The sequence below is a fragment of the Bacillus sp. NP157 genome, from assembly GCA_018889975.1.
GTDB lineage: Bacteria > Pseudomonadota > Gammaproteobacteria > Xanthomonadales > Rhodanobacteraceae > Luteibacter.
This window is the reverse complement of the sequence record CP076546.1, coordinates 3,396,770-3,420,297: the sequence shown is the minus strand read 5'-3', so window position 1 is coordinate 3,420,297 and position 23,528 is coordinate 3,396,770. Positions and strand designations below refer to the sequence as shown.

Sequence of the window (23,528 nt, the reverse complement as noted above, 5' to 3'; positions counted from 1 at the left end):
CGCGATGTCGGACCCCCTGAACAGCACGCCGCCGCCCCTGCCCGGACGCCCGTCGCCGGTGCCGCCGGTGCCGCCACCCCGCCGTAACGGCTTCGGCCGGTTCCTGCGCGGGCTTGGCCGTGGCCTGAACATCACGCGGCTGGTGATTCTCAACGTGCTGTTCTTCGGCGTGCTGGCGGTGTTCTTCCTGCTGGTGTTCGTCGGCAAGCGCTCCAGCCAGGTCGACGACCACACGGTGCTGGTCCTTGCGCCGGACGGCGCGCTGGTGGAGCAGTACAGCGCCGATCCGCTGTCGCGCGCCATCTCGCGGACGTCGGGCGACGGCACGAAGCAGGTCCAGGTGCGTGACCTGGTCCGCGCCATCGACAGTGCCGCGAAAGACAGCCGGATCAGCCGCATCGTCCTGCGCACCGACAAGCTGCAGGCTGGCGGCTTCGCCGCGTTGCGCGAAGTCGGTTCCGCGCTGGACCGCTTCCGTGCGGCGGGCAAGCCGGTGGTCGCCTGGGGCGTGAGCATGGAGCAGGGCCAGTACTACCTGGCCGCCCATGCCGACAAGATCTACATCGACCCGCAGGGCGGCGTCATGGCCACCGGCCTGGCCAACTACCGTCTGTTCTACAAGGACCTGCTCGACAAGCTCGGCGTGCAGGTGCACCTGTTCCGTGTCGGCCAGTTCAAGAGCGCGGCCGAGCCGTTCATCCTCGACCATGCCTCCCCCGAGTCGAAGGAAGCCGATGCCTACTGGCTGGGCGGCCTGTGGACGACGTGGATCGATGAAGTGGCGAAGATGCGCCATCTGCAGCCGGATGCGCTGCGCGCGGATGTCGACGGCCTGGCCGAGCGCGTGCGTGACGCGAAGGGCAGCCTCGCCCAGCTCGCCGTGGACGAAAAGCTTGTCGACGGTATCGCCACCGACGAACAGCTGGTCGAGATGCTGCGCAAGCAGGGCGTCCCGGCCGGGCGCAAGGACGTCGGTTTCCGCCATGTGGAAATGGGTGGCTACCTCGCCGACCGCGGCCTCAACACGGTCGACATGTTGCAGACCTCGCCCGGCGTGACCGTGGTCGTCGCCGAAGGCGAGATCACTGGCGGCAAGCAGGCACAGGGCACCATTGGCGGGGATTCCACCGCCGCACTCATCCGGTCGGTCCGCCAGGACCAGCGCACGCGCGCCCTCGTCCTGCGCGTGAACTCGCCGGGCGGCGAAGTGTTCGCGGCGGAGCAGATCCGGCGCGAAGTGGAGCTGACTCGCGAAGCAGGTATTCCGGTGGTCGTTTCGATGGGTGACGTGGCCGCCAGCGGCGGCTACTGGATCTCCATGAATGCCAACCGGATCTATGCCGAGCCGAACACCATCACCGGTTCGATCGGCATCTTCGGCATGTTCTTCAGCGTGCCGGATACGCTGTCGAAGATCGGCGTGAAAAGCGACGGCGTAGGCACCGGCCCGCTGGCCGGCGCCTTCGACATGACTCGTCCGCTCGACCCGAAGGTCGGGGTGCTGATCCAGAGCATCATCGACAAGGGTTACCGCGACTTCGTCGGCAACGTCGCCAAGGCGCGCGGCAAGGATTTCGCCGCCATCGACAGCATCGCGCAGGGTCGGGTGTGGACGGGCGAACAGGCTATGCAGCGTGGCCTCGTCGACAAGCTCGGCAACCTCGACGACGCCATCCGCGACGCCGCGCAGGAAGCGAAGCTGGGCAGCGACTACCACGTGCGCTACGCGGAGAAGCCGATGGGCGCCTTCGAGCGCTTCCTCACCAGCGTCGGCGACAGCCCCGAGGCACGCGTGGCGATGTCCTGGGGCATGCAGATGCCGTCGTGGGTGGCCGCGTTGCCGAAGCTCGCGCCCGAGTTCGCGCTGTTCCGCGGCGCCGAAGCCGGCAAGCCGCACATCTACGCCTACTGCTTCTGCTCGCCTCGCTGACGTAACTCGCGCCTACTGCTCCTGGGCCTCGATCGCCTTGCGCTGGTCGGCGGCCTGCTTGTCCACGACCTTCTGCACGTCCTGCGCCTTCTTTTTCTGCGCCTCCATGTCGTCCCACGGCGTGGCGGCGCGGGCCTGCGGCGCCGGCGGTTCGGCAGGCTGCGGCGGCTTCGAGCAGCCAACGCAAAGGGCAAGCAAGGCAAGCGGCAAGGCAAGGCGGATCATGCGACGTTCTCCCCAGGACACCCCGAGTCTAGCCCGCCCCCTGTAGGAGCGCACCCGTGCGCGACCATGCCCGCGACCCCGCCCGTGCCCGCGACCACCCTACAGCGTCCGCACCCCAAAAAAACCCTCGTGCCGCGCCACCTCGATATCCCACCCAAACAGCACACTAAGCTCACCATCCGCGAGCAGTCGTTCCTTGGGCCCTTCGGCATGCAAGCGCCCGTCGCGCAGCATCACCACGTGGCCGATTTCCGGCACGATCTCCTCCACGTGATGGGTCACCAGCAGCAGCGTCGTGCCCTCCCGGGCCAACTGCCGGAGCAGGTCGAGGAAACGCCGCCGGGTGCCCGGATCCAGGCCCGCACAGGGCTCATCGAGCAACAGCGCACGCGGGCGATGGACCAATGCGCGAGCGATCAGCACGCGGCGTGCTTCGCCGGTGGAAAGGGTCGAGACGTCGCGTTCGGACAGGTGCGCCGCACCCACGCGCTCCAGGGCCTGCGTGGCCCGCTCGCGCATCCCCGCGTCGACCACGTGGTCCAGACCGAGCGTCATCGATGCGAAGAAGCCCGAGAGCACCGTATCGATGGCGCGTTCGTGCGTAGCCTCGAATTCCCGGCGCAGGTCCGACGACACCACGCCAAGCAATGATCGCAGCTCGCTGACACTCCAGCGGTCACGCCCGAAGACGCGCACCACCGGCGTGCCGTCGTCGTGCACCAGGGGATACAACCGTCGTTCGACCAGCTTCACCAAGGTGGACTTGCCCGAGCCGTTCGGCCCGAGGATGGCGGTGTGCTGGCCCGCGGCGATGTCGAGGGTGAGCCGGTCGAGCAGCGTGCGCCCCTCGCGCACCACGGTGGCACGGTCGATCGAAAGTAGGGGCGTCGAAGCATCCATCTACCGAGCATACCCAGCCACATGCGGGCCGCGCTACGATCCACCCATGAACGAATCCCTGCACCCCCGCCTCGCTGCATGGCGCCTCGATGGCCGCACCGCCCTCGTCACGGGCGCGAGCAAAGGCATCGGCTACGCCTGCGCCCGTGAGCTCGCCGCCCTCGGCGCCGACATCCTGATGGTCGCCCGCGACGAGGACGCCCTCGACGAAGCCTGCGAAGAGCTTGCCGAGGAATGCCCGGACGTAGAGATCCTGGCGATGGCTGCCGACCTCACCGATCACGAGGATCGGCTCGCCGTGTTCGACTGGATCACCGACCTCGACGTCGACCTTTCGATCCTGGTCAACAACGTCGGCGGCAACATCGTCAAGCCGACGCTGGAATACACGGCGGCGGAATACCACGGCATCTTCGAACTCAATGTGTTCTCGGCCTACGAGATGTGCCGCCTCGCGTACCCGCACCTTGTCGAGCACACGCACGCGGCGATCGTGAACGTCGGCTCGGTGTCCGGCATCCGCCATGTACGTACCGGTTCGCCCTACGGCATGACCAAGGCCGCGATCCACCAGCTCACCCGCAACCTCGCCTGCGAATGGGGCGAAGACGGCATCCGCGTCAACGCCGTCGCACCGTGGTACATCCGCACCCAGCGCACGGACTCGGCCCTGGCCGATTCCGAATACCTCGACGAGGTGCTCGACCACACGCCGATGGGCCGCATCGGCGAACCCGAGGAAGTCGCTGGCGCCGTGGCCTTCCTCTGCCTGCCAGCATCGAGCTACGTCACCGGCGAAATCGTCGGCGTGGACGGCGGGTTCCTCCGTTACGGTTTCTGATCCACCCTGGCCAACGATGATAAGGATCGTCATGCGCGCAACACGATGGGTTCTGTTCCTGCTCGCCAGCCTCGGCGCCCATGCGGCACACGCCGCGGCCTGCCCCGATCCGAAGACGCTCGACGCCATCGCGAAGATGGGCAGCGTGTACATCGGCGAAATGCACGGCACGAACGAAACGCCTGCGTTCGTGCGATGCGTGGTTGAACATGACATCGCAAAGGGCATGCATCCGACGGTCGCGCTTGAGCAGCTGTCACCTGCACGTGACCTGCACTGGCCGGGATGGTCCCAGCCCGATGGCCGTGCGTCGAAAGCGATGGCTGGGTTGATCGGCTGGCTCGATGGCCAGGAGAAAGCCGGGAAGCTGACGATCGCCTGGTTGCTCGACCGTGCGACGAATGACCTTCCTGCCTCGCAGGACAAGCGGGACCAGTACATGGGCGAAGATCTTGCGCCGCTGGTCGCCAGGGGGCTGGTGATCGCCTATACGGGAAGTGCTCACGCCCAGAAGTCGCAGCACATGGGCGCGGACGTGAAGCCGTCGGGCGCCTATGTCGCCGACACCATGCGGCACATCATGGTCGCCCCGGCGCACGACGGCACGACATGGGCGTGCCTCGGGCCGTGCGGCGTGCACCCGTTGCATGGCGTCGCATCGCTCGAACCCGGCAAACTCCTGGCCGTGGACGCTTCCAGGCCGGACCAGTGGCAGGGTTACGACTACATCTACGCCGTGCCGTCGTTCTCGGCATCGCTACCGCAGCTCGATGCTAGCCACATCCCTGCAGCTGCCCCCGCAACGCCGCATCCTTAGCATCGAGCGGCGCGCGTTCGCTCTTGAACGCATTGCGGATGGCTTTCTGGTTGGCGTCGGACTCGCCGCGCAGGGCCTGGCAGGTTTCCGCCGGCGACATGGCCCGGCACTGGTCCTGTACCCAGACGTAGTTGCTGGTGGCGACCGCCGCCGCGTTGCCCTTGCCGCGATTCAGTTCGGGGAACGACGAGACGGCGGCGTTCGGGCTGCCGTAGGTCGAGGCGAGCGGGTTGTTCGCGACGCCGAGCACGCCGAACGGTGCGGTGTAGGGCTCGGGGTGGCCGTTGCTGCTGGTGTAGGTCGCCCCGTCGGTGGCGCGGGTGCACAGGTACAGCATGGGTATGGGCGGCGCCGGGCGGGTGGGCTCGGGGGCGTCCGCAGCGTTGTCATCGTCCCTGGGTGGCGCCGACGGCATCGGGGCGACACGGCCGTCGGCCGGCGCGGAATCGACCAGCTGGATCACTTCCTGCTTTTGCTGCTTCGCGCAGGGGGTCTGCTGGTAAGTCGGCTGGCCGTTAACCACGCATTTGTAGACTGTGGTGGCGTGGAGCGGGGTGAGTGCGAGGATGGCTGGGAGGGTTATGGCTAGCAGGATTGGCAGGCTTTTCGGGCGCTCGGGCGCTGAGGGGGATGCTTTCGCGCGCGGGCGCGCTCCTACAGGAGAAGGGTGGGGGCGGGGGGTGGGCACGTCAGAACTCGACGACGTGCTCTTCAGAGGCGAAGCCGAGGGTCATGGCGCCTTCGCCGACGTTGACCATGCCGGTGATGCTCATCGGGCATTCGAGGATCTCGACACCGGCATCGCCGCAGATGCGGACCAGGCCGGTATAGCCGGGCAGGTTGCGCATCTCGTCGAGCTCGCCGCCGTAGCTCAGCGACAGCGACGGCACGAGCAGGCCGGCCTGCACGCGCTTGGAGGCGTATTCGAACAGCACCTGCGCACCGTGTTCGAAGCCGCGCACCTTGCCGACCGGGCCGGTCTCGCCGCGGTGTGCACGCAGGATCGGCTTGATGTCCAGCGCCGTACCCAGCATGGAACTGAGGAAGCTGACGCTGCGGTCGCCCTTGCTGCGGGCGCGCGAGCGCAGGTAGTTCAGGTCGCGCGGCAGCATGTAGCCGTACGAGCAATCGGCGATGTGCGCGGCGCGTTCGCGCACTTCGGCGGGCGACTTGCCGGCCTGGATCATGCGCACGGCTTCGGCCACGGCGGGCGCCGCGCCAGCGAAGATGTTGCGGGTATCCACCACGCGCATCAGGAACGGCCCGGTGATGCCAGCGGCTTCACGGATCGGCCGGTAGTTCTTCAGGATGGCGAAGCTGGCCTTGATCACGTTGTCGTGGATCGGGCTGCGCGTGGCCATGATCGTGAGGCAGACGACGCAGTCGAACTCCTTCACCATCCGGTCCAGGAAGAGGTTCTGCACGTCTTCCACGCTGCTCGGCTCGGTTTCGGCCGAGTGGCTGCGGCTGCCGAGCTTCTGCTCGCGGAAGCGCAGGATTTCGGACGGGTCGCGGTCGTCCTTGAACTTCTGCCCATCGACCCGGATCGCGATCGGCATCACCGCGATGCCATTGCGTTCCACGAAGTCCTGCGGCACGTCGACGGCCGCATCAATCGCTACACCGATCCGCATCGGTCCTACCCCCATTCCTGTGGGCCCGGACGGACCCTGCGGCGCCCGGCGCGCCCACTGCGCTCCACTCACTCCGCTGCGCCGGATGCTACACTCGCGGCGATGAATTTGGCATCTTGCCGGCGTGGCGTCGCCGGTAACCGCGCCGGCCATGGCCCCCACGGGGCCACCTTTGCCGTCGGCGCACGCGCACCGGGCTCCCCATGAAAACCAAGAACGAGATCACCTCCAACTGGCTGCCGCGCTACACGGGCACGCCACTGGACGGCTTTGGCGAGCACATCCTGCTCACCAACTTCGGCCATTACGTCGAGCGCTTCGCCGAGGAAAACGGCGTGGAAGTGCACGGCCGCGACCGGCCCATGCCCAATGCCACGGCCGACGGCATCACCCTCATCAACTTCGGCATGGGCAGCCCCAATGCCGCGACGGTGATGGACCTGCTCAGCGTCATCCAGCCGAAGGCGGCGCTGTTCCTCGGCAAGTGCGGCGGCCTGAAGCGGAAGAACGCGATCGGCGACCTGATCCTGCCAATCGCCGCCATCCGCGGCGAAGGCACGTCCAACGACTACATGCCGCCGGAAGTGCCGGCCTTGCCTGCCTTCCAGTTGCAGCGCGCGGTGTCGACCATGGTCCGCGACCTGGGCCACGACTACTGGACGGGCACGGTGTACACCACCAACCGCCGCGTCTGGGAGCACGACGAGGCCTTTAAGGAATACCTCAGAAAGACCCGCAGCATGGCAATCGACATGGAAACCGCCACGATCTTCGCGGCCGGCTTCGCCAACCACATCCCCTGTGGCGCGCTGCTACTGGTCTCCGACCAGCCGATGATCCCCGAGGGTGTGAAGACCGAAGCCAGCGATGCCACGGTGACCGCCAACTTCGTCGAGAAGCACATCAAGGTCGGCGTCGAGGCGCTCAAGCTGGTGCGCCGCCACGGCCGCAGCGTCAAGCATCTTCGCTTCGAGTCCGAAGAGGCCTGAGCAGGGCCAGCGCCTGGCTCAGCGCCAGGCAGCCGGCCAGGCCCAGCAGCCAGGGCTGGCGCAGGGTCTCCAGCGCGTGCTCGTTGGTGAACACCAGCGGCACGGCGCTGGCCAGCAGGATGGCCAGCAACACGCCGATCAGCCAGGCCTCGAGCCGCGCCGGCTGCCCGGCGGCACGCCGGCGGGCCTCAGCGACGTCGGCGACGCGCCCGGCGAACCCCGCCGGCAGCGTCGGCCCCACGTCGGTGCCCGCGGCGCGCAGCACGGCGGCGTAGCGGCCTTCGCCGCGCTCCTGGGCCTGCCACTCGCGCTCGGCGGCGGGGTCGTTGCGAAAATCGATGTCTTTCATGGCGTGACTCCCATGGGCGGGGCCAGTGCTCCGCGCAGGCGCAACCGCGCGCGGAACAGGTGGCTCTTGATCGTACCCGTCGCCATGCCGGTGACCACGGCGATCTCGGCGACGGACAGTTCATCCAGGTGGTAAAGCGTCAGCACGGTACGTTGTGTCGGTGGCAGCCTGTCGATGGCCGCGTGCAGCAGGGTGTCCAGCTGCGCCTGGCCGATATCGCCCTCCAGGTCGCTGCCGTCGCCCAGGTTGTCCAGCGGCGACGCGCCGTCTTCGTCCTCGCCCAGGTCGGCGATCGGGATCCGCTTGCGTTCGAGGTGGCGCAGGGCCACGTGATAGGCCACGCGACCGATCCATGCACGCAGCGGACTTTCATGGCGGAACTGATGCAGGGTCTGGTGCACGCGCAGGAACACTTCCTGGCAAAGCTCGGCCGCATCCTCGGGCTGGCGGACCATGCGCTGGACGATGTGCCAGCACAGGCCCTGGTACGCCCGCACGAGGCGCGCGAACGCCCCCGGCTCATTGGCCAGCACGGCATCCACCAGCGCGCGGTCCTCGGTCATGTCACGGCATCGTCCATGGGAATAGGGATACGGCCCGGCGCCGGACGGTTGCACTGCAACCGGATCGCCACCCACCGTATCCATGAATCCAAGACCAGCCCATCTCCCGGAGCCCGCCCCATGGATATCGACTTTACCGCCATCGCCTTCTTCGCCGCGATCGTCCTGCCGATCAAATGGATCATCGACGCCCGCTTCCGCCACAAGATGATCCAGGCAGGCCTCACCGGTGACCTGCAACGCCAGTGGTTCGACACCGAGATCAACCAGCGCCGGCAGTCCTCGCTCCGCTGGGGCAGCGTGCTGGTGCTCGTGGCGATCGGCTTCGCCATCGTGCAGATCGCGGGCTGGCAGGAAATGAATGCCGCCGCGGTGGCCGTGCTGGTCGCCACCACGGGCCTGGGCCACCTCCTGTACGTCGGGGTATCGCGCCGGTTCGCCTGAGCCGGCCAGCCGGTTTTTCAGAAAGTTCCGATTGGCCGCACACCCTGCAACGCTTACGCTGGTGCCTTTCCACGCGCAGGGAGTTTGCATGCGGCCTGTTCACCTGATGCTGGGCGTCCTCGTGACGCTCATCTGGGGCAGTAACTTCTCGGTGATCGAACTCGGCCTGCGCGCACTCGATCCCTTCGTGCTGACGACGCTGCGCTTCGCCTTCACCGCCTTGCCCCTGGCCTGCTTCCTCCGCCGCCCCCGCGAAGTACCCATCCTCGCGCTGGCGCTCTACGGCGTGCTGTTCGGCGCCGGACTGTGGGGCACCGTCAACATCGCCATGTCCCTCGGCATGTCGCCCGGCCTGTCCTCGCTGGTGCTCCAGTTCACCGCCTTCCTCACCGTCGTGTTCAGTGCGCTCGTCTTCCGCGAAGCCATCCGGGCACCCCAACTGATCGGCATGCTGCTCGGCATCGCCGGCCTCGTCATCGTGATCCACGCGGCACCCGGCAACGCACCCACCACCGGCACAGCACTGGTCCTGCTCGCCGCGCTCAACTGGAGCCTGTGCAACCTCATCGTCAAACGCTACCGCCCCGCCGACATGCTCGCCTTCATCGTGTGGACCAGCGCCTTCGCCACGCCGGCACTTGTCGTGCTCACCCTCGTCGCCCGAGGGCCCTCCGGCTTCGAAGCACTGCCAACGACGATCACCTGGCCCGCCATGGGATCCGTCCTGTTCCAGGCATACATCACGACCGTCTACGGCTATGCGGTCTGGAACTACCTGATGAAAACCTACCCCGCAGCCTCCGTCGCACCGCTGTCGCTACTGGTCCCCGTATCAGGCATGGCAACCGCACGGCTGGTTTTTGGCGAAACGTTTCCATCGGTCGTGTGGATCGGCGCGGCACTGATCCTGATGGGAATCGGCGTGTTCGTCGTGGGGCCGGGGATCGCGGCGAGGCGTAGGGCTGCGTGAGGTCTATCGGTCCTGCGTTGGAACAAAGCGCCGTTTGCGCGCGAAACGTTTGAGGTCTCGTGGTGAGGGTGCACGCATGTTGCGGCTGCGCCGCCATGTTTCTGGTTCGCGCGCAGGCGCGCTCCTTGTATCTTGGCGGTGCCTCCCATCCGGGGGGTGTGCGAAGGATTCCGGGGAGGCCGCGCGCTCCTTGAAGCAGGATGTTCCTGACTTCGCCTGTAGAGTGGCCCCCCGCCCCATTGCCAACTGCGGAGAGTATCCAGAAGCCCGCGAGGGACTTCGCATACAAGGTTGCAGGGGCAAAAAATGCGGGGTCGGGGAGCCGGATCCATTCTCACGCTAACTCGCGGAGGATGTAAGGGATGGTCATGTCGATCGGATTGGACGTCAGCGCGCGCGACTGCGCCGTGGCCTCGTATGACAACGGCAAGGGTGTTGCGCTGGGGAAGTTCGAGCAAACCCCGGCAGGACATGCACGGCTGGCCAGGAAGCTTCTGGATTTACGGCCTTCCTGGGTGGTGATGGAAGCGACCGGGATCTATCACCTGGACCTGGCCATCGCGCTGGATCGGGCTGGATTGCCGGTCTCGGTCATCAACCCGCGCAGTGCCAAGCGGTTCGCCCAGCTCAAGCTCAAGGGCACCAAGACCGACACGATCGATGCGGGGTTGCTTGCCGAGTATGGCGAGGCGCTCAAGCCGGCACGCTGGATCGCACCGGAGCAGGCGGACCTGGCCCTGCGGGACCTGGGACGGCAGGTGAACCGGCTGTTGGGGGAGCGGGTCCGCGCGAAGAACCGCCTGCACGCCCTGACTGCCAAGAAGGGCACGCATGTGCTGCTGCTCGAGGACGAAACCGAGGCCGTCGCCACCCTCGATCGGCGCATCGAACGCCTGCGCGGTGCGATGCGCCAGCAGATCGACACCGATCCGGTGCGCCAAGCCCAGCTTCGCCACATGACCGCAGCCCCGGGCATCGCCGAGGTCTCGGCGATGGCGGTACTCGCTGAACTGGCCATGCTTCCCAGCACTATGAAAGCGCCGCAGGTCAGCCGCCATGCGGGCCTGGACGTTTGTCACACCCAATCGGGCACGAGCGTCCACGGACGGCCGCGGCTAAGCAAGGGCGGAAACACCTACCTGCGCGCAGGCATGTACATGCCTGCGCTGGTTGCCGTGCGCTACGACCCCTTGGTCAAAGCCTTCTACGAACAGCTGCTTCGTCGCGGAAAGGCCAAGCGCCAGGCCCTCGCGGCAGTCATGCGCAAATACCTCACCGGGCTCTGGGCTTGCCTGCGCGACAACGAAAACTTCGACGTCACCAAGCTTTTTAGCCCAGAGCACCTTAGGCAGGGTTGACCGGGAAGAGAGTATCTACAAAAGCGCCGCCGCGTACCCGGCTGTCCCACCCAGCTCGCGGCAATGCTGAAGAGAGCCCTCGGTGCCTACCCTCGAGGCGAGTTCCGCACAAGCGAGCAGCCGAAGGCTAATCAAATACATGGGCCGCGGCTGCGGCCAACCCTGTCGAGCGCGGAGGACCTGTCTGAGCAGCGAGGGTAGGCACCGAGGGCTGTCCTGCGACCACGCATGAGCGCCGCGCGGGAGGCCATCGCGCGCAGGCGCGCTCCTACAGGGCCGAGGTTCGGCCGGAGGCCGTCAGGCATGGTCGCGACGCGGCAACCGCATAAAAAAAGCCGCCCGTGGGAGCGAGCGGCGATCTGGGGGAGATTTGCAAAGCGGCGCGGGAGGGAGTCCCGCGCGCCTTGTCTTCTTGTGATGGATCAATCAGAGCGAGAAGTCATACTCGGCAGAAACCTGCACGTAACGCGGAGACTGGAAGCTCGTCGGAACCTTGTACGTGCTATCGGTCAGCGGCGCGCCGTTCGGGTCTTCGCCCACTTCGTTGATCGTCGTCGTGTGCTGCTTGTTGAACACGTTGAACACGCTAGCCGAAAGCGTCACGCCACGCGCCCAGACCGGCTTGTACGACGCATTCAGGTCGATGTTCCAGTACGACGGCGTACGACCCACCGAACCACGCTTCACGATCATGCCATCGCAGTACAGGTACGCACCCGAGCCGTAACCACCGTTAACCACGGCATCGATCGGGTTCAGGCCATAGCAGTTCTCCGGACGACCGGTCTGGAACACGCCATTCGCGCCCACCAGCCACTGGTCGGTGATCTGCCACGCACCGTAGACCTTGAACGTGTGCTTGCGATCGTTCGGCAGGTAGCCATTCGAACCAGCCATGATTTCCGGATAGTCGAACAGTTCGGTCGTGCCGGTATCGGCCTGGCCGTTGCTCGAATCCACGCCGCCTTCCGAGTTGCCGCGCAGGTGCGACCACACGTACGACGTCTTCAGGTACCAGGTGTTGTCGAAGTTACGCTCGGCCGTCAGCTGCAGGGCTTCATACGCGCGCTTGTACTTCGGCTCGCCGACGTCGTCACCGGTGAGGTGGATGTTGTACAGCGTGTTCGTGGCATCCACCGGCGTACGCAGGGTCACCGCGCTACCCGGGTTGAAGATGTAGCAGCCCGGCACGTTCGACGCTTCCGGGGTCAGGCTGGTGGTATCGAGGTTCAGGCCGTACTGCGCATTCGCGGCCTTGGCGATCGGACGGAAGTCGCACGAGTCATCGATGCCGGTGAGGATGCGACGGTAGACCGCCTTCACGCCGAGGGTCCAGTCCTCGACCTGCTGCTGCGCACCGAGGATGAACTCACGCTGCTTGAACGGCTTGAGGTCCTGGGTCGCCACGGCGGTCGGGTTCGGCACCACGCCCGCTTCGCCGTTCGCATAGGTCGTGCCCGTGCGTGCCGGGAAGGCGTTGGCGTAGGCGTCGGTGAGCGGCCCCAGGCCCAGCGGGGCGCCGGTAAGCGGATCCACGCCCGTGTAGCTGAAGTACTTGAGCTGGTACAGCGAAGCCGATGCACCACGCAGGGCCACGTTGCCATCCAGCGGCAGCGAGTAGTCGCCGGCGCTGCCGTAGATCTTCAGCGTGGAATCACCGTGGACATCCCACGAGAAGCCGAGGCGCGGCTGCCAGCTGTGCACCTGCTTCACGTACGTCTGGCCGAGGCTGTTCGTGTTCTCGAACGCATCGTTGCGAACGCCCAGGCGCGCCATGAAGTTGTCGGTGATGTGCCAGTTGTCCTGCAGGTAGTAGGACTTCTGCGTGATGCCGACCTTGGCGCCGGTGGCGAAGATCGTCTGGCGGACGACGCTGTCGGCCGGATCGAGGCCCGGATCATGGCCCAGGATCGACGCCGGGATCGAGCTGTAGGTGTACAGCGCACCGCCTTCATAGGCAGTGCCGGTATCGGTCTGGAAGTGGTCGCGTGCCCAGCCACCCTTAATTTCGTGGTCGCCGATGTGGTACTCGAGGTCGATGCGGCCTGCTTCGCGCTTGTCTTCACCGTTCGGCGTGTTCAGCGAACCGGCGAACGAGCAGTGCGGGTAACCGGCGGCACCGTTGTTGACCGGGGTGCGCGAGTCGGTGATCGACGGGCAACCCGGCGAGTTGGCGGCGTCGAAGATGTTGCCGTCGTACGTCTCGACGATGCCGTTGGCGGCCGTGGCCGTGCTGACGCGCTTGTTGGTGCTCTTGCCGAACTGGCCGGTCAGGGTCAGGTCGTCGGTGATGTAGTTGGTGTACTTCAGGATGTTGGTCATGCCACCACCCTTGTTGTAGACCTGGCCCAGGTAGTCGTCGCGATGCGGCTGGCCGTTATCGTCGTACTCGTAGCCGTAGACGCTCTGCTGCTGCGTGGTGGTATCGCTGAAGCCGGTGTACTCGAGGATGTTGCTCTCGTTGATGTTCCAGTCCAGCTTCACCAGGTAACGCGGATCCTTGATGGTGGTCTTGTTGTAGTTGCCGCCACCCGTGGTGTCGCCGTAATGCTCGTCAGCCGTGCGCGTGCCGCCGACCAGGGCGAACATGAACAGCTTGTCCTTGATCAGCGGGCCGCCCAGCCAGGCGTTCCAGCGCTGGCCGAAGTCGGTCGCGTTACCGGAGCCGTTGTTACCGACCACGTAGTTGCTGTTGTGACGGTTGTTCTGCAGCAGCGAACCGTTCTTCAGGTAAATGTTCGGCTGGTTGGCCTGCAGCTGGTACGGGTTCCAGGTGAAGTCGATGCCACCCTGCCAGGTGTTCGTGCCGCGCTTGGTATTGACCGAGATCACGCCGCCGGTCGAGTTGCCGTACTCGGCGCCGTAGCCACCGTCCTGGATGTCTTCCGAGTCGATCGCTTCGAACGGAACCTGCGAGTAGGTCAGGCTCTGGAAGAAGTTGGTGACGTTGAAGCCGTTCACGTAGTAGCTGTTTTCAGCCACCGACGCGCCACCGAACGAGGCAAGGTTGCCGAACGCGCTGTCACCCTTCGTCGCACCCGGTGCGAGCAGGGCCACGGCGGTCTGGTTGCGTGCCAGCGGCAGCTGCTTGATCTGCTCCGCAGTCATCACGGTGCTGGTCTGTGCCGAAGCGACGTCGATCGGCGGCAGCGCATTCGCGCTGACCGACACGGCGCCGAGGTCTTCGGCGTTCGCCGCCGTCGCACTGCCGGCCGGCGCGGTCAGGTTCACGTTGAAGCCCTGGCCGGCCACGACCTGCACGTCGCGCGTGGTCGATGCCGCGCCACCGCTGGTGGTGACCTTATAGCTACCCGGCGGCAGCGAGACGATGTTGAAGCGACCGTCGTTGCCGACCGTTGCCGAACGGCTGACGCCGCTGCCGCTGTTGGTTGCGGTGATCGTGCTGCCCGGCTGGGCGGTACCGAAGATGCTGCCTGCGGTGCTCTGTGCGAGCGTGGCCGTGCTGGCGACGCCGAGTCCGATCGCCACGGCGAGCGCGAGCGCGCGACGAGTGGCTTGCCTGTAGGTGTGACGCGTTTCCATCAAATCTCCCCGGCCAATGGCCAAATGGTGCAAACCGCGCCGCACGCCATGGCAAGGCGAGCGGCCGGAGTGGTGGGTGGCTATCCGGGCCCCTTATGGCGTCGACTCCTCCAAATCGATTCGCCGCCGTCGCATTAACGAAACTGCAACAAGCAGGCGAAACCTATGCCGTGCGCAGGGCGCACTCAATGCCTGATTCATGAACGTAGGGATTTGGATGGCTTGCGCATCGCGCATTCGCAAGGTTCAACGCGATGCCCTGTCGGCGCGAGCGCGCGCCGTTGGGAGAAAGGTGCAAAAACGGAAGTAAAAACTTGCGTGAATGGTGCGGGCGAACATAAAACAAGTTTCATCATTCGCAGGCTGCTACACAGCAATTTTACGTACAAAAACAGGCTTTATGAACGAAAGCGCGCCGAAAGACGGGCAAAAAAATGGCCGCTCCCTTCCAAGAGAGCGGCCAAGATCCGGGGAAATGCAGCTGTTTTTGTTATGCGCTAAGCAACATCAGAGGGTGAAGTCGTAACGCGCGCCAAGGCGAACGTAACGCGGGTCCTGGAACGAGCGGGCACGCTTGTACTGCGGGTTGGCCAGGCCGGATGCGAGCTCGCCGGTTTCGTAGTACTGGGTGACTTCCTGCTTGCCCAGCAGGTTGAACACGTCGACCGTGAACGACAGTTTGTGGTCGGCGAACAGCGGCTTCCAGGCGGCGCTCATGTCCAGCGTGTACGTCCAGGGCGTGCGGCCGAAGCTGCCACGCTGGGCAGGCTCGCCGTTGCACCAGAAGTAGTTGTTGCCGTAGCCGTACGGATCGCCACCCGCCGACAGCGGACGCGTGCCAAGGCAGCTGACCGGTGCGCCCGAGGTGATGCGGGTGACGGTGGAGAACTGCCACTCGTCCGTCGGTGCATACGTACCGTAGACGCGAAGCTGGTGCTTGTGGTCGTTCGGCAGGTCGCCATTGGTGTTTTCCATGATCGCCGGGAAATCCCAGCTTTCAGTGGTCGACACGTCGGCCTGGACGATGTTCGAATCGAGCTGGCCTTCCGAGTTACCGAAGCTACGCGAATACGTGTAGTCGATCTTGCCGTACCACTTGTCGCTGAACTGGTGTTCGGCGTACAGGTCGAGCATATAGTACGCACGCTTCGGCTTCGGGAAGCCCATGTCCTTGGCGCTGAGCGGCACGTCGAGGTACTGGCCATCGGCCGGCGACAGCACGATGGTGTTAGCGCGGCCCGGGTTGAACAACCAGCAGCCCGTGCTTCGGCCGATGCCGGCCTTCACTTCGTCGCTCAGGCCGTTCGCATCGCCCCAGGCCTGGATCGGCGCCGGATCGCAGGTATCGTCGATCAGGCTGCGCAGCTTGCGGTACATGGCCTTCGCGCCGACCACCCAGTTGTCCTGCAACTGCTTGTCGAAGCCGAGGATGTACTCGTCCTGGTAGTACGAGTGCAGCTGCTTCGCCGACACGGTCTTCGCATCCGGCGGCACGCCGTTCGCACCGTTGAGGTAGTACGTGCCGGACGCCGTACCTTCGATCAGGCCGGTGGGAACACCGGTGGCGGGATCGATGCCGGTGAAGCCGAGGAACTGCGACGGATAGCTCGACGGGCCCGCACCGCGGATAGCCACCGAGGTGGGCAGGCCGAGGTGGTAGCGGCCCGCGTTGGCGTACACCTTCAGCGAGCTGTCGCCGTACACGTCCCACGACACGCCCAGGCGCGGATCGAGCTGGTGGCGCGAGCGGGCATAGGCTTCGCCGACGCCGTTGTAGTTCGAGAACTGCTCGTTACGCAGGCCGATGTACGAATGCCAGCGATCGCTGATCTGCCAGTTGTCTTCCGCGAACTGCGAACGCTGGTTCGTGCGTGCCGACGTACCGGTGGTCAGGGCCGACGAGTTGACGTAGTAACCGTTCGGGAAATTCGCCGGGTTGTACAGGCCCGGGTCGAGGCCGAGGTTGATCAGGCGCTGGCGGATGACATCGCCGTTGCCCACGTCTTCGTACGTATACGTGGTGCCGCCCACCGGGATGGCGCCCGAGGTAGCGCGCAGCACGTAGTTATCGACACCGGCGCGAAGGTCGTGGTCACCCAGGCGGTATTCGATGTTCGCGCTCCAGCCCTTCGTGCTGTCTTTCGCGCCCGGGAGCAGGGTGGTGGTGGCGCCGACGGTACAACCGGTCTGGCGGTTGTTGGAGAACTCCACGCGGTTATCGGTGATCGACGGGCAGGAGACGCCGGAGGCGCCGTTCACATCCTGCTCGTGGTCCGAATGGGCACGACCGTACATCGCATTGACCGTCAGGTCGTCGGTGATGTAACCGGTGTAGTGGGCGATATAGGTATCGCCGCCGGGGGTGGCGTTGGTCTGGGTGCCGTTGTAGTTCTTCGTGTACTGGTGGCCGAGATACGCGCCACGGCCGGTCTGGTAGTTGTAGCCGAAGATCGATGCATCGGTGGTTTCGCTATCGCCGATGCCGGTCAGCTCGAGGATATTGTTGTCGGTGATGTTCCAGTCGATCTTGGTCAACCAGCGCTTGGTCTTGGCGGTGTCGTGCTCGTCATCGCTGACCGTGTTCGGGCCGGTGTAATTACCGGTCTGACGAATCCAGTCGGCGGCGCCGAAGATGAACAGCTTGTCCTTGATCAGCGCACCGCCGATCGAAGCCGAGTACTGCAGGTTCTCGGGGTCACGCTGGGCATAAGGATTGCCGCGCTCGAACAGGGTTCCGTTGCGCAGGTAGATATTGCGCGGCGCCTGGGCGAGCGCATCCGGCGACCACAGGACCTGGACGTCACCCTTCCATTCGTTCGAACCGCGCTTGGTCACCACGTTGATGACGCCACCCGTGGAGCGGCCATATTCCGCGCCGTAGCCGCCGATCAGCACCTGTTCCTGGTCGATCGCGTCGTACGGGAGCTGGCGCGAGCTGACGCCCGTGAGCGGGTTGGTGACCTGGAAGCCGTTGATGTAGTAAGCGTTTTCCGACGCGGAGGAGCCGCCGAAGGACAGCGCGTTGCCGTAGCCGCGGACGGCCGAGGTGGTACCCGGGGCCAGCAGTGCGATGGAGCTGATCGAGGTGCGGGCGATCGGCAGCTTGGACAGCTGGTCGGAGCTGAGCACGGTGCGTGAGTCGACCGAGCTGACGTCGATGCTAGGCAGGCTGTTGGCGGTGACCTGGACGCTGCCGAGATCGGTGGCGTTCGCGGCGGTCGCCGTGGCGGCGAACGACACGTCGGTACCCTGGCTGATCTGGGTCTGGACGGCCTTGTGCGTATCGACCGCCGTGCCGTCGTGCATCAGCGTCACGTTGTACGTACCAATGGGCAGCGAGTTGGCGCGGTAACGGCCGTTGCTGTCCACCGTGATGTCACGGCGCAGGCCGGTGTCGGTGTTCTCGATGTGGATGACGTCGCCGGGATTGGCGGAACCGAAGATGGAGCCGGTGGCGTTGCTCTGGGCGAACGCGCTACCGCTGGCGGCAGCCGCGACGGCGAACGCCACGGCCAGGGTGAGCTTGCGGCGCGGCGGGGCCGCGTTGCGTGAGACGGACTGCATTTGACCTACCCTCCTAAAGGACGCTTGTGACAAATGGCGGAACGAACGGGCCCGCATCCACGCGGCACGTGGATGTTCGCCGCGAGTGCGGCGGGCTGATCGAAAGGACACGATTACGCGGTGCCGCCTGCCTTCTGGCGGGCTGACGGCATCACGCGGTCAAGGCGGGCTGACACGCACGCCTTTGGAAGGGAGTACAAACCTGAGCTTGGCTGGCATGTTGGATTCCCCAAAGAGACGACAGATGGTTTTGCCGTTAAAGCCGCGGCGGCCCTTTTTTGGATCCCCTGGGGCGCGCTGTCGACAGCACCGGAAACCGGCGCGTAAAAACAACGTAAACCCCCGTCCCGTAAGGGAACAATAGGAATAAATCCTACGCAGGAACTTACGAAAAAGACGCAAGAAAACACGCTTTCACCGGGCTTTCGGCTTGCCCTTCGACCCCCTCGCTCGGTAGCGTTCGACCCTATGTCCATCGTCATCACTATCCTCGTCCTCCTGCTCGTCGTGTCGCTTTCCGGCGCCGTCGTCCGCCTCCTTCCCGTGCGCCTTCCACTGCCTGTCGTACAGATCGTGCTGGGCGCCTTGCTCGCACGTCCGTTCGGCGTGCATGTCGAATTCGACCCCGACCTGTTCTTCCTGTTGTTCATTCCGCCCTTACTGTTTGCCGACGGCTGGCGCATTCCCAAGCGCGAACTGTTCCTGATGCGCGGACCGATCCTCGCGCTGGCCGTGGGCCTGGTGTTCTTCACCATCGTCGGCGTCGGTTACTTCGTGCACTGGATGATCCCGACCGTGCCGCTGGCGGTCGCCTTCGCCCTCGCGGCCGTGTTGTCGCCGACCGATGCGGTGGCGACCTCCGCGGTGACGGGTGGGACGCGGATGCCGCCTCGCCTGATGCATATCCTTTCGGGCGAAGCCTTGTTGAACGATGCGTCCGGCCTCGTCGCGCTGCAGTTCGCCGTGGCGGCGGAATTGACCGGGACGTTCTCGCTTGCGCGGGCCTCCGGGCAGTTTGCCGTCATGGCGCTGGGTGGCGTCGCGGCCGGCGCGCTGGTGGCGTATGTCTTCGGGATGTTCCGCCGTCGCCTCGTGCGCTGGAGTGGCGAAGTCGATCCGGCCAGCCAGGTCGCGTTGCTGCTGTTGCTGCCGTTCGCCGCCTACCTGCTCGCCGAGCACTTCGAGGTGTCGGGCATCCTTGCCGCCGTCGTCGCCGGCATGATGATGAACTACACCGACGTGCTCAAGGGTGGCTATGTCGCCACGCGCATGCAGAACAGCGCGGTGTGGTCGATGATCGAGTTCGTGTTCAACGGCCTGATCTTCCTGCTGCTCGGCATGCAGCTGCCCGGCATCGTGGATGGCGCGAAGCTGGATCTTGCGCAGGCGGGTGGCGGCGAGATGTGGTATCTCGCCGGCTACATCGTCGCCATCACGCTGGCGCTGGTCATCCTGCGCTTCATCTGGGTGTGGGTGTCGCTGCGCTTCGTGCTGATGCGGGCGCTGGCCCATGGCAAGCAACGACCGAAGGTCGGCACGCGCCTGATGTGGACGACGGCGCTGGCCGGCGTGCGCGGTGCCATCACCATGGCGGGTGTGCTCTCGCTGCCGCTGATGAAATCCGCCGACGTACCGTTTCCGGTCCGTGACCTGATGATTTTCCTGGCCACCGGCGTGATCCTCTGCACGTTGTTGCTTGGCTCGGTGGGCCTGCCGCTGTCGGTCAAGGGGCTGAAGCTGCCCGGTGAGGATCCACGCGTGCGCGAAGAGCGCATGGCGCGTGCGCTGGCGGCGGAAGCTGCATTGCGTGGCATCGCCGCCGAGCAGCAGAAGGTGGAGGACGGCGGCGATGCCGACGCCATCGCGCTCGCCTCGCGCGTGGCCGCTCGGGTGATGTCCGATTACCAGCAGCGCATGGAGGCCGCGGGCGAGGAAGGCGACATCCCCGAGAAGGCGCGCGCGGAAGCGGGCACGGAGAGGGTGATGCGGCTTGCCGCGTTACGCGCCGAGCGCAGGCAGCTGTACGACATGCGCCGCGACCACAGCATCAACGACGAGACCCTGCGCACGCTGGTGCGCGAGCTCGACCTGGCCGAGGCTGCGTTGACCGGGCTGCACTCGGGCTGACACGATGCCGCTTTTGTAGGAGCGCGCCTGCGCGCGATGGTTTCGCGAAAAACCATCGCTCCCAGGCTATGACTCTGCAAAAAAGCTGTCGCGCACAGGTGCGCTCCTACACGGGGGTTAGGCCGAAGAAGGCTTCGGCGGTGCGCGTCGATGCCTCGGTGACCGCGTCGCGCGTTTCGCCACGGTCTTTCGCCACTTCGTCGCGGATGTGCGCCAGGTACATCGGCTCGTTGCGGCGATCTTTCGGCATCGGCCGCAGCGTGCGCGGGAGCAGGTACGGGGCATCGGTCTCGAGCATCAAGCGGTTCGCCGGGATCAGTTTCACCAGTTCACGCAGGTGCGCACCGCGGCGTTCGTCGCAGATCCATCCGGTGATGCCGATATGGCAATCCAGGTCGAGGTAGTCGCGCAGGGCCTCGCTCGTGTCGGTGAAGCAGTGGACGACGGCGGCCGGTACGCGGTCGCGATAGCGCCGTAATAGCGCAACGAAGTCGTGGTGTGCATCGCGTTGGTGCAAAAACAGCGGCATGCCGAACTCGGCGGCAATCGCCAGCTGGCGCTCGAAGACGACGCGCTGGACGTCGCGGGGTGAGTAATTTCTGTTGTAGTCGAGCCCAGTCTCGCCCACGGCACGCACCTCGGGCTCGGCCGCGAGGCGACGCAATAGCGCGTCGGTGGCATCGTCGTAGTCGACGGCATGGTGGGGATGCACGCCAGCCGTGGCAAAAAGCCGCCCGTTGCTTGCCTGGGCAAGCGCCAGTGCGTGCTCGCTGCCTTCGCGCGAGGCCCCGGTGACGATCATTCGACCCACGCCATGCGCCTGCGCACGGGCCATCACGTCATCGAAGTCAGTTCGAAAAGATTCGTGCGTGAGGTTCGCACCGATGTCGATCAAGTCCATGATTTCTTTCGCATTGAAATAATTGGAAGCGGCGATGGGTGATGCGTTATCGCCACGCAAAGCCATGAATTAAAACATGTATGGCCGTCCGAACGCAGTTTGCCGCAAGAAATTGGGCTAGTCCGTTTGGCTGACACAGTTTCATGCGTCGAATTATTGACGTTCGTATTTTCATGCTGCTAGGTTCGTGTGACGGGCATCACGAATCGTCGATTCCACGCCGCCACGGAGGCAGTTCAGAAGGATCTCACGCTTTTCGCGCAGGGGACGCCTGTCACAGGTGTCAGAAAGGGATGGCAGCCGGCAACCGGCCGCCTCAGCAGTACCACGGGCAAGGGGTAGTGCAGATGGGAAATCGCATCACTGCGAGTGCGTTCGTCGCCTCGCTGGTCCTCGGCTTTACGCCGGGCATTTTCGCAGCGGGCGCCATGGCACCCAAGGCGACGTTCACTGTAGGCACCTTGCGTGCTTCCGGCACCTACGACCGCTTCATCGTCAAATATCGTGACGGCAGCACGGAACGCAGCAACCATGCCGCCGCCACGCAGGCCGTCAGTGCCGCGCTGGCAGGCGCCGCCAACACCACCAGTTCCCTGCGCGCCGGCAAGGCCGCCGCGCCGGTCGCGATCTACGGCCGCAAGCTGGGCACCGGCGCCGACCTCGTGCGCACCACGCGCAAGCTGTCGCGCACGGAAGCCGATGCACTGATCCGCCAGATCGCAGCCAACCCCGCGGTCGCGCACGTCGAAGCGGACGTGATGATGCAGGCGGTTCGTGACATTCCCGCGACGCCCGCGGCCGCGGTCTCGCCGGTGGTCGTCAACGACGCGTACTACGCGCGCTACCAGTGGCACTTCCGCGCACCGGATGGCACCGCGGAGAAGATCGGCAGCGACACCAGCAGCTACGCGAACAAGGGCGGCAGCAACGTCGCCAACGCGTGGAACCTGGCCGACGGCACCGGCATCACCGTGGCCGTGCTCGACACGGGCATCACCAGCCATCCGGACATCGACCTCTCGCTCGCTGACGCTGGTTACGATTTCATCTCGGATGGTTTCGTCTCCGGTCGCGCGACCGATGACCGCGCAGCCGGCGGCTGGGATACCGGCGACTGGACCACCGAGGCCAAGTACCTCGTCGCCAACGGCGGCTGCATCGATCCGTCGCAGGGCGATCGCCAGGAAGATTCCAGCTGGCATGGCACGCACGTGTCGGGAAACATCGCCGAGCTGACCAACAACACGACCGGCATGGCAGGCATCGCCTACAACGCGAAGCTGCTCCCGGTGCGCGTGCTCGGCCATTGCGGTGGCTACACGTCCGACATCGCCGATGGCATCACCTGGGCATCCGGCGGCCACGTCGACGGCGTCCCCGACAACACGCATCCGGCGCAGGTCATCAACATGAGCCTCGGTGGCTCGGGTTCCTGCGCCGACGACGCCGTGACCGCCGACGCCATCACCGCGGCGATCGCGCGTGGCACGACCGTCGTGGTTGCCGCCGGCAACTCGAATGGCGATGCGGCGAACTACACGCCGTCGAGCTGCCCGGGGGTCATCACCGTGGCCTCCAACGGCATCACCGGCAAGCGCGCCTACTACTCGAACTACGGCACGAAGGTGGCCCTTTCGGCGCCGGGCGGCGGCATCTATCCCAACGACGCAGGCAGCGCGACGACGACCGTCGACGCAGGCTTCTCGTGGTCGGCGATCAATGCCGGCACGCACGAGCCGACCACGCCGTCGTACGGCGGCATGGCCGGCACCTCGCAGGCCACGCCGCACGTCACCGGCACGGTGGCGCTGATCCTTTCCGCGGTGAAGGCAGCCAACCTGCCGACGCCGACGCCTGCCGCCATCAAGACACTGCTTACCTCGACGGCGCATCCGTTCCCGTCCTCGCCGGACAAGGTGATCGGTGCCGGCATCGTCGACGCCTACGCCGCGGTGAACAAGGCACTGGGCAACGACGACGGTGGCACGCCGGGCGATGGCACGACGACGCTCGCCAACGGCGTGGCGGCGACCGGCCAGTCCGGCGACGGCTCGGCGAAGGTCTACGCGATCGACGTCCCGGCCGGTGCACGCACGCTGGTCTTCACCACGTCCGGCGGCACCGGCGACGTATCCATTGCGGTGAAGAACGGCACGGCCGGCACCGAGACGGTGTCGGCGAAGAAAGGCACCAACAACGAGACGGTCACCGTTGCACGTCCGGCCGCCGGCACCTGGTACCTCACGGTGACCAGCCCGGCGAGCTACGCCAACGTCAGCGTGCTCGCCCGTTTCGTTTCGCCATAACGCATGACTGCCTGCCGGCCACGTGCCGGCAGGTTCTGGAAAGCCAGCGCCAGGGGGCGCACCGATG

18 protein-coding genes are annotated in these 23,528 nt (G+C 65.6%); 9 read left to right on the top strand and 9 right to left on the bottom strand.

Going from position 1 to position 23,528, the window contains the following annotated elements; genetic code table 11:
• Positions 1-4 precede the first annotated feature (4 nt).
• Entirely contained in the window at positions 5-1,930 is a 1,926-nt protein-coding gene (sppA, locus tag KPL74_15730) for a signal peptide peptidase SppA (GenBank protein QWT19189.1), read from the top strand.
• Positions 1,931-1,942: 12 nt separating this feature from the next.
• On the opposite strand, the gene KPL74_15725 is transcribed toward sppA, so the two are convergent.
• Together KPL74_15725 and KPL74_15720 are read right to left on the bottom strand one after the other, a co-directional pair.
• Positions 1,943-2,155: a hypothetical protein gene (locus KPL74_15725; protein ID QWT19188.1), complete on the bottom strand. Its 213-nt coding sequence runs from the start codon at positions 2,153-2,155 to the stop codon at positions 1,943-1,945.
• A 99-nt stretch (positions 2,156-2,254) separates the two neighbouring features.
• Complete coding sequence (locus tag KPL74_15720; GenBank protein QWT19187.1) at positions 2,255-3,055, bottom strand: ATP-binding cassette domain-containing protein; 801 nt, start codon at positions 3,053-3,055, stop codon at positions 2,255-2,257.
• 46 nt (positions 3,056-3,101) lie between these two features.
• On the opposite strand from KPL74_15720, the gene KPL74_15715 reads away from it, so the two are divergent.
• Positions 3,102-3,896: an SDR family oxidoreductase gene (locus KPL74_15715; GenBank protein QWT19186.1), complete on the top strand. Its 795-nt coding sequence runs from the start codon at positions 3,102-3,104 to the stop codon at positions 3,894-3,896.
• Between the two features lie 31 nt (positions 3,897-3,927).
• Positions 3,928-4,713, top strand: a complete 786-nt coding sequence (locus tag KPL74_15710) for a hypothetical protein (GenBank protein ID QWT19185.1) — start codon at positions 3,928-3,930, stop codon at positions 4,711-4,713.
• Here KPL74_15710 and KPL74_15705 read toward each other — a convergent pair.
• Together KPL74_15705 and KPL74_15700 are read right to left on the bottom strand one after the other, a co-directional pair.
• Positions 4,670-5,401 (bottom strand): DUF4124 domain-containing protein, encoded by a 732-nt coding sequence (locus tag KPL74_15705; protein ID QWT19184.1) that lies wholly within the window; start codon positions 5,399-5,401, stop codon positions 4,670-4,672. The genes KPL74_15710 and KPL74_15705 overlap by 44 nt on opposite strands.
• 1 nt (position 5,402) lies before the next feature.
• Entirely contained in the window at positions 5,403-6,347 is a 945-nt protein-coding gene (locus KPL74_15700; protein QWT19183.1) for a DegV family protein, read from the bottom strand.
• A 203-nt stretch (positions 6,348-6,550) separates the two neighbouring features.
• On the opposite strand from KPL74_15700, the gene KPL74_15695 reads away from it, so the two are divergent.
• Positions 6,551-7,336, top strand: a complete 786-nt coding sequence (locus tag KPL74_15695; protein ID QWT19182.1) for an AMP nucleosidase — start codon at positions 6,551-6,553, stop codon at positions 7,334-7,336.
• Here KPL74_15695 and KPL74_15690 read toward each other — a convergent pair.
• Positions 7,302-7,685, bottom strand: a complete 384-nt coding sequence (locus tag KPL74_15690; GenBank protein QWT19181.1) for a hypothetical protein — start codon at positions 7,683-7,685, stop codon at positions 7,302-7,304. The two genes, KPL74_15695 and KPL74_15690, sit on opposite strands and share 35 nt — an antisense overlap.
• Entirely contained in the window at positions 7,682-8,248 is a 567-nt protein-coding gene (locus KPL74_15685; GenBank protein QWT19180.1) for a sigma-70 family RNA polymerase sigma factor, read from the bottom strand. Before KPL74_15685 ends, KPL74_15690 begins: the two co-directional genes overlap by 4 nt.
• A gap of 120 nt (positions 8,249-8,368) precedes the next feature.
• Between KPL74_15685 and KPL74_15680 the strand changes: the two genes are divergently transcribed.
• The 3 genes from KPL74_15680 to KPL74_15670 all read left to right on the top strand — a co-directional run bounded on the left by KPL74_15680 (position 8,369) and on the right by KPL74_15670 (position 11,020).
• The gene (locus KPL74_15680) at positions 8,369-8,692 is read left to right on the top strand and encodes a hypothetical protein (GenBank protein ID QWT19179.1); all 324 of its coding nucleotides are present in this window, start codon (positions 8,369-8,371) and stop codon (positions 8,690-8,692) included.
• Positions 8,693-8,780: 88 nt separating this feature from the next.
• Positions 8,781-9,662, top strand: coding sequence for an EamA family transporter (locus KPL74_15675; GenBank protein QWT19178.1), 882 nt, complete (start codon positions 8,781-8,783; stop codon positions 9,660-9,662).
• A 368-nt stretch (positions 9,663-10,030) separates the two neighbouring features.
• Entirely contained in the window at positions 10,031-11,020 is a 990-nt protein-coding gene (locus tag KPL74_15670) for an IS110 family transposase (GenBank protein QWT19177.1), read from the top strand.
• Between the two features lie 426 nt (positions 11,021-11,446).
• Here the strand turns inward: KPL74_15670 and KPL74_15665 are convergent, their stop codons facing one another.
• Both KPL74_15665 and KPL74_15660 read right to left on the bottom strand, forming a co-directional pair.
• Positions 11,447-14,563, bottom strand: coding sequence for a TonB-dependent receptor (locus KPL74_15665; GenBank protein QWT19176.1), 3,117 nt, complete (start codon positions 14,561-14,563; stop codon positions 11,447-11,449).
• A 507-nt stretch (positions 14,564-15,070) separates the two neighbouring features.
• Entirely contained in the window at positions 15,071-18,127 is a 3,057-nt protein-coding gene (locus KPL74_15660) for a TonB-dependent receptor (GenBank protein QWT19175.1), read from the bottom strand.
• Positions 18,128-18,595: 468 nt separating this feature from the next.
• On the opposite strand from KPL74_15660, the gene KPL74_15655 reads away from it, so the two are divergent.
• Positions 18,596-20,254: a Na+/H+ antiporter gene (locus tag KPL74_15655; protein ID QWT19174.1), complete on the top strand. Its 1,659-nt coding sequence runs from the start codon at positions 18,596-18,598 to the stop codon at positions 20,252-20,254.
• 106 nt (positions 20,255-20,360) lie between these two features.
• On the opposite strand, the gene KPL74_15650 is transcribed toward KPL74_15655, so the two are convergent.
• On the bottom strand, positions 20,361-21,155 hold the full coding sequence (locus KPL74_15650; protein QWT19173.1) for a TatD family hydrolase: 795 nt from the start codon (positions 21,153-21,155) through the stop codon (positions 20,361-20,363).
• A 347-nt stretch (positions 21,156-21,502) separates the two neighbouring features.
• Between KPL74_15650 and KPL74_15645 the strand changes: the two genes are divergently transcribed.
• On the top strand, positions 21,503-23,461 hold the full coding sequence (locus KPL74_15645) for a S8 family serine peptidase (GenBank protein ID QWT19172.1): 1,959 nt from the start codon (positions 21,503-21,505) through the stop codon (positions 23,459-23,461).
• Positions 23,462-23,528 lie beyond the last annotated feature (67 nt).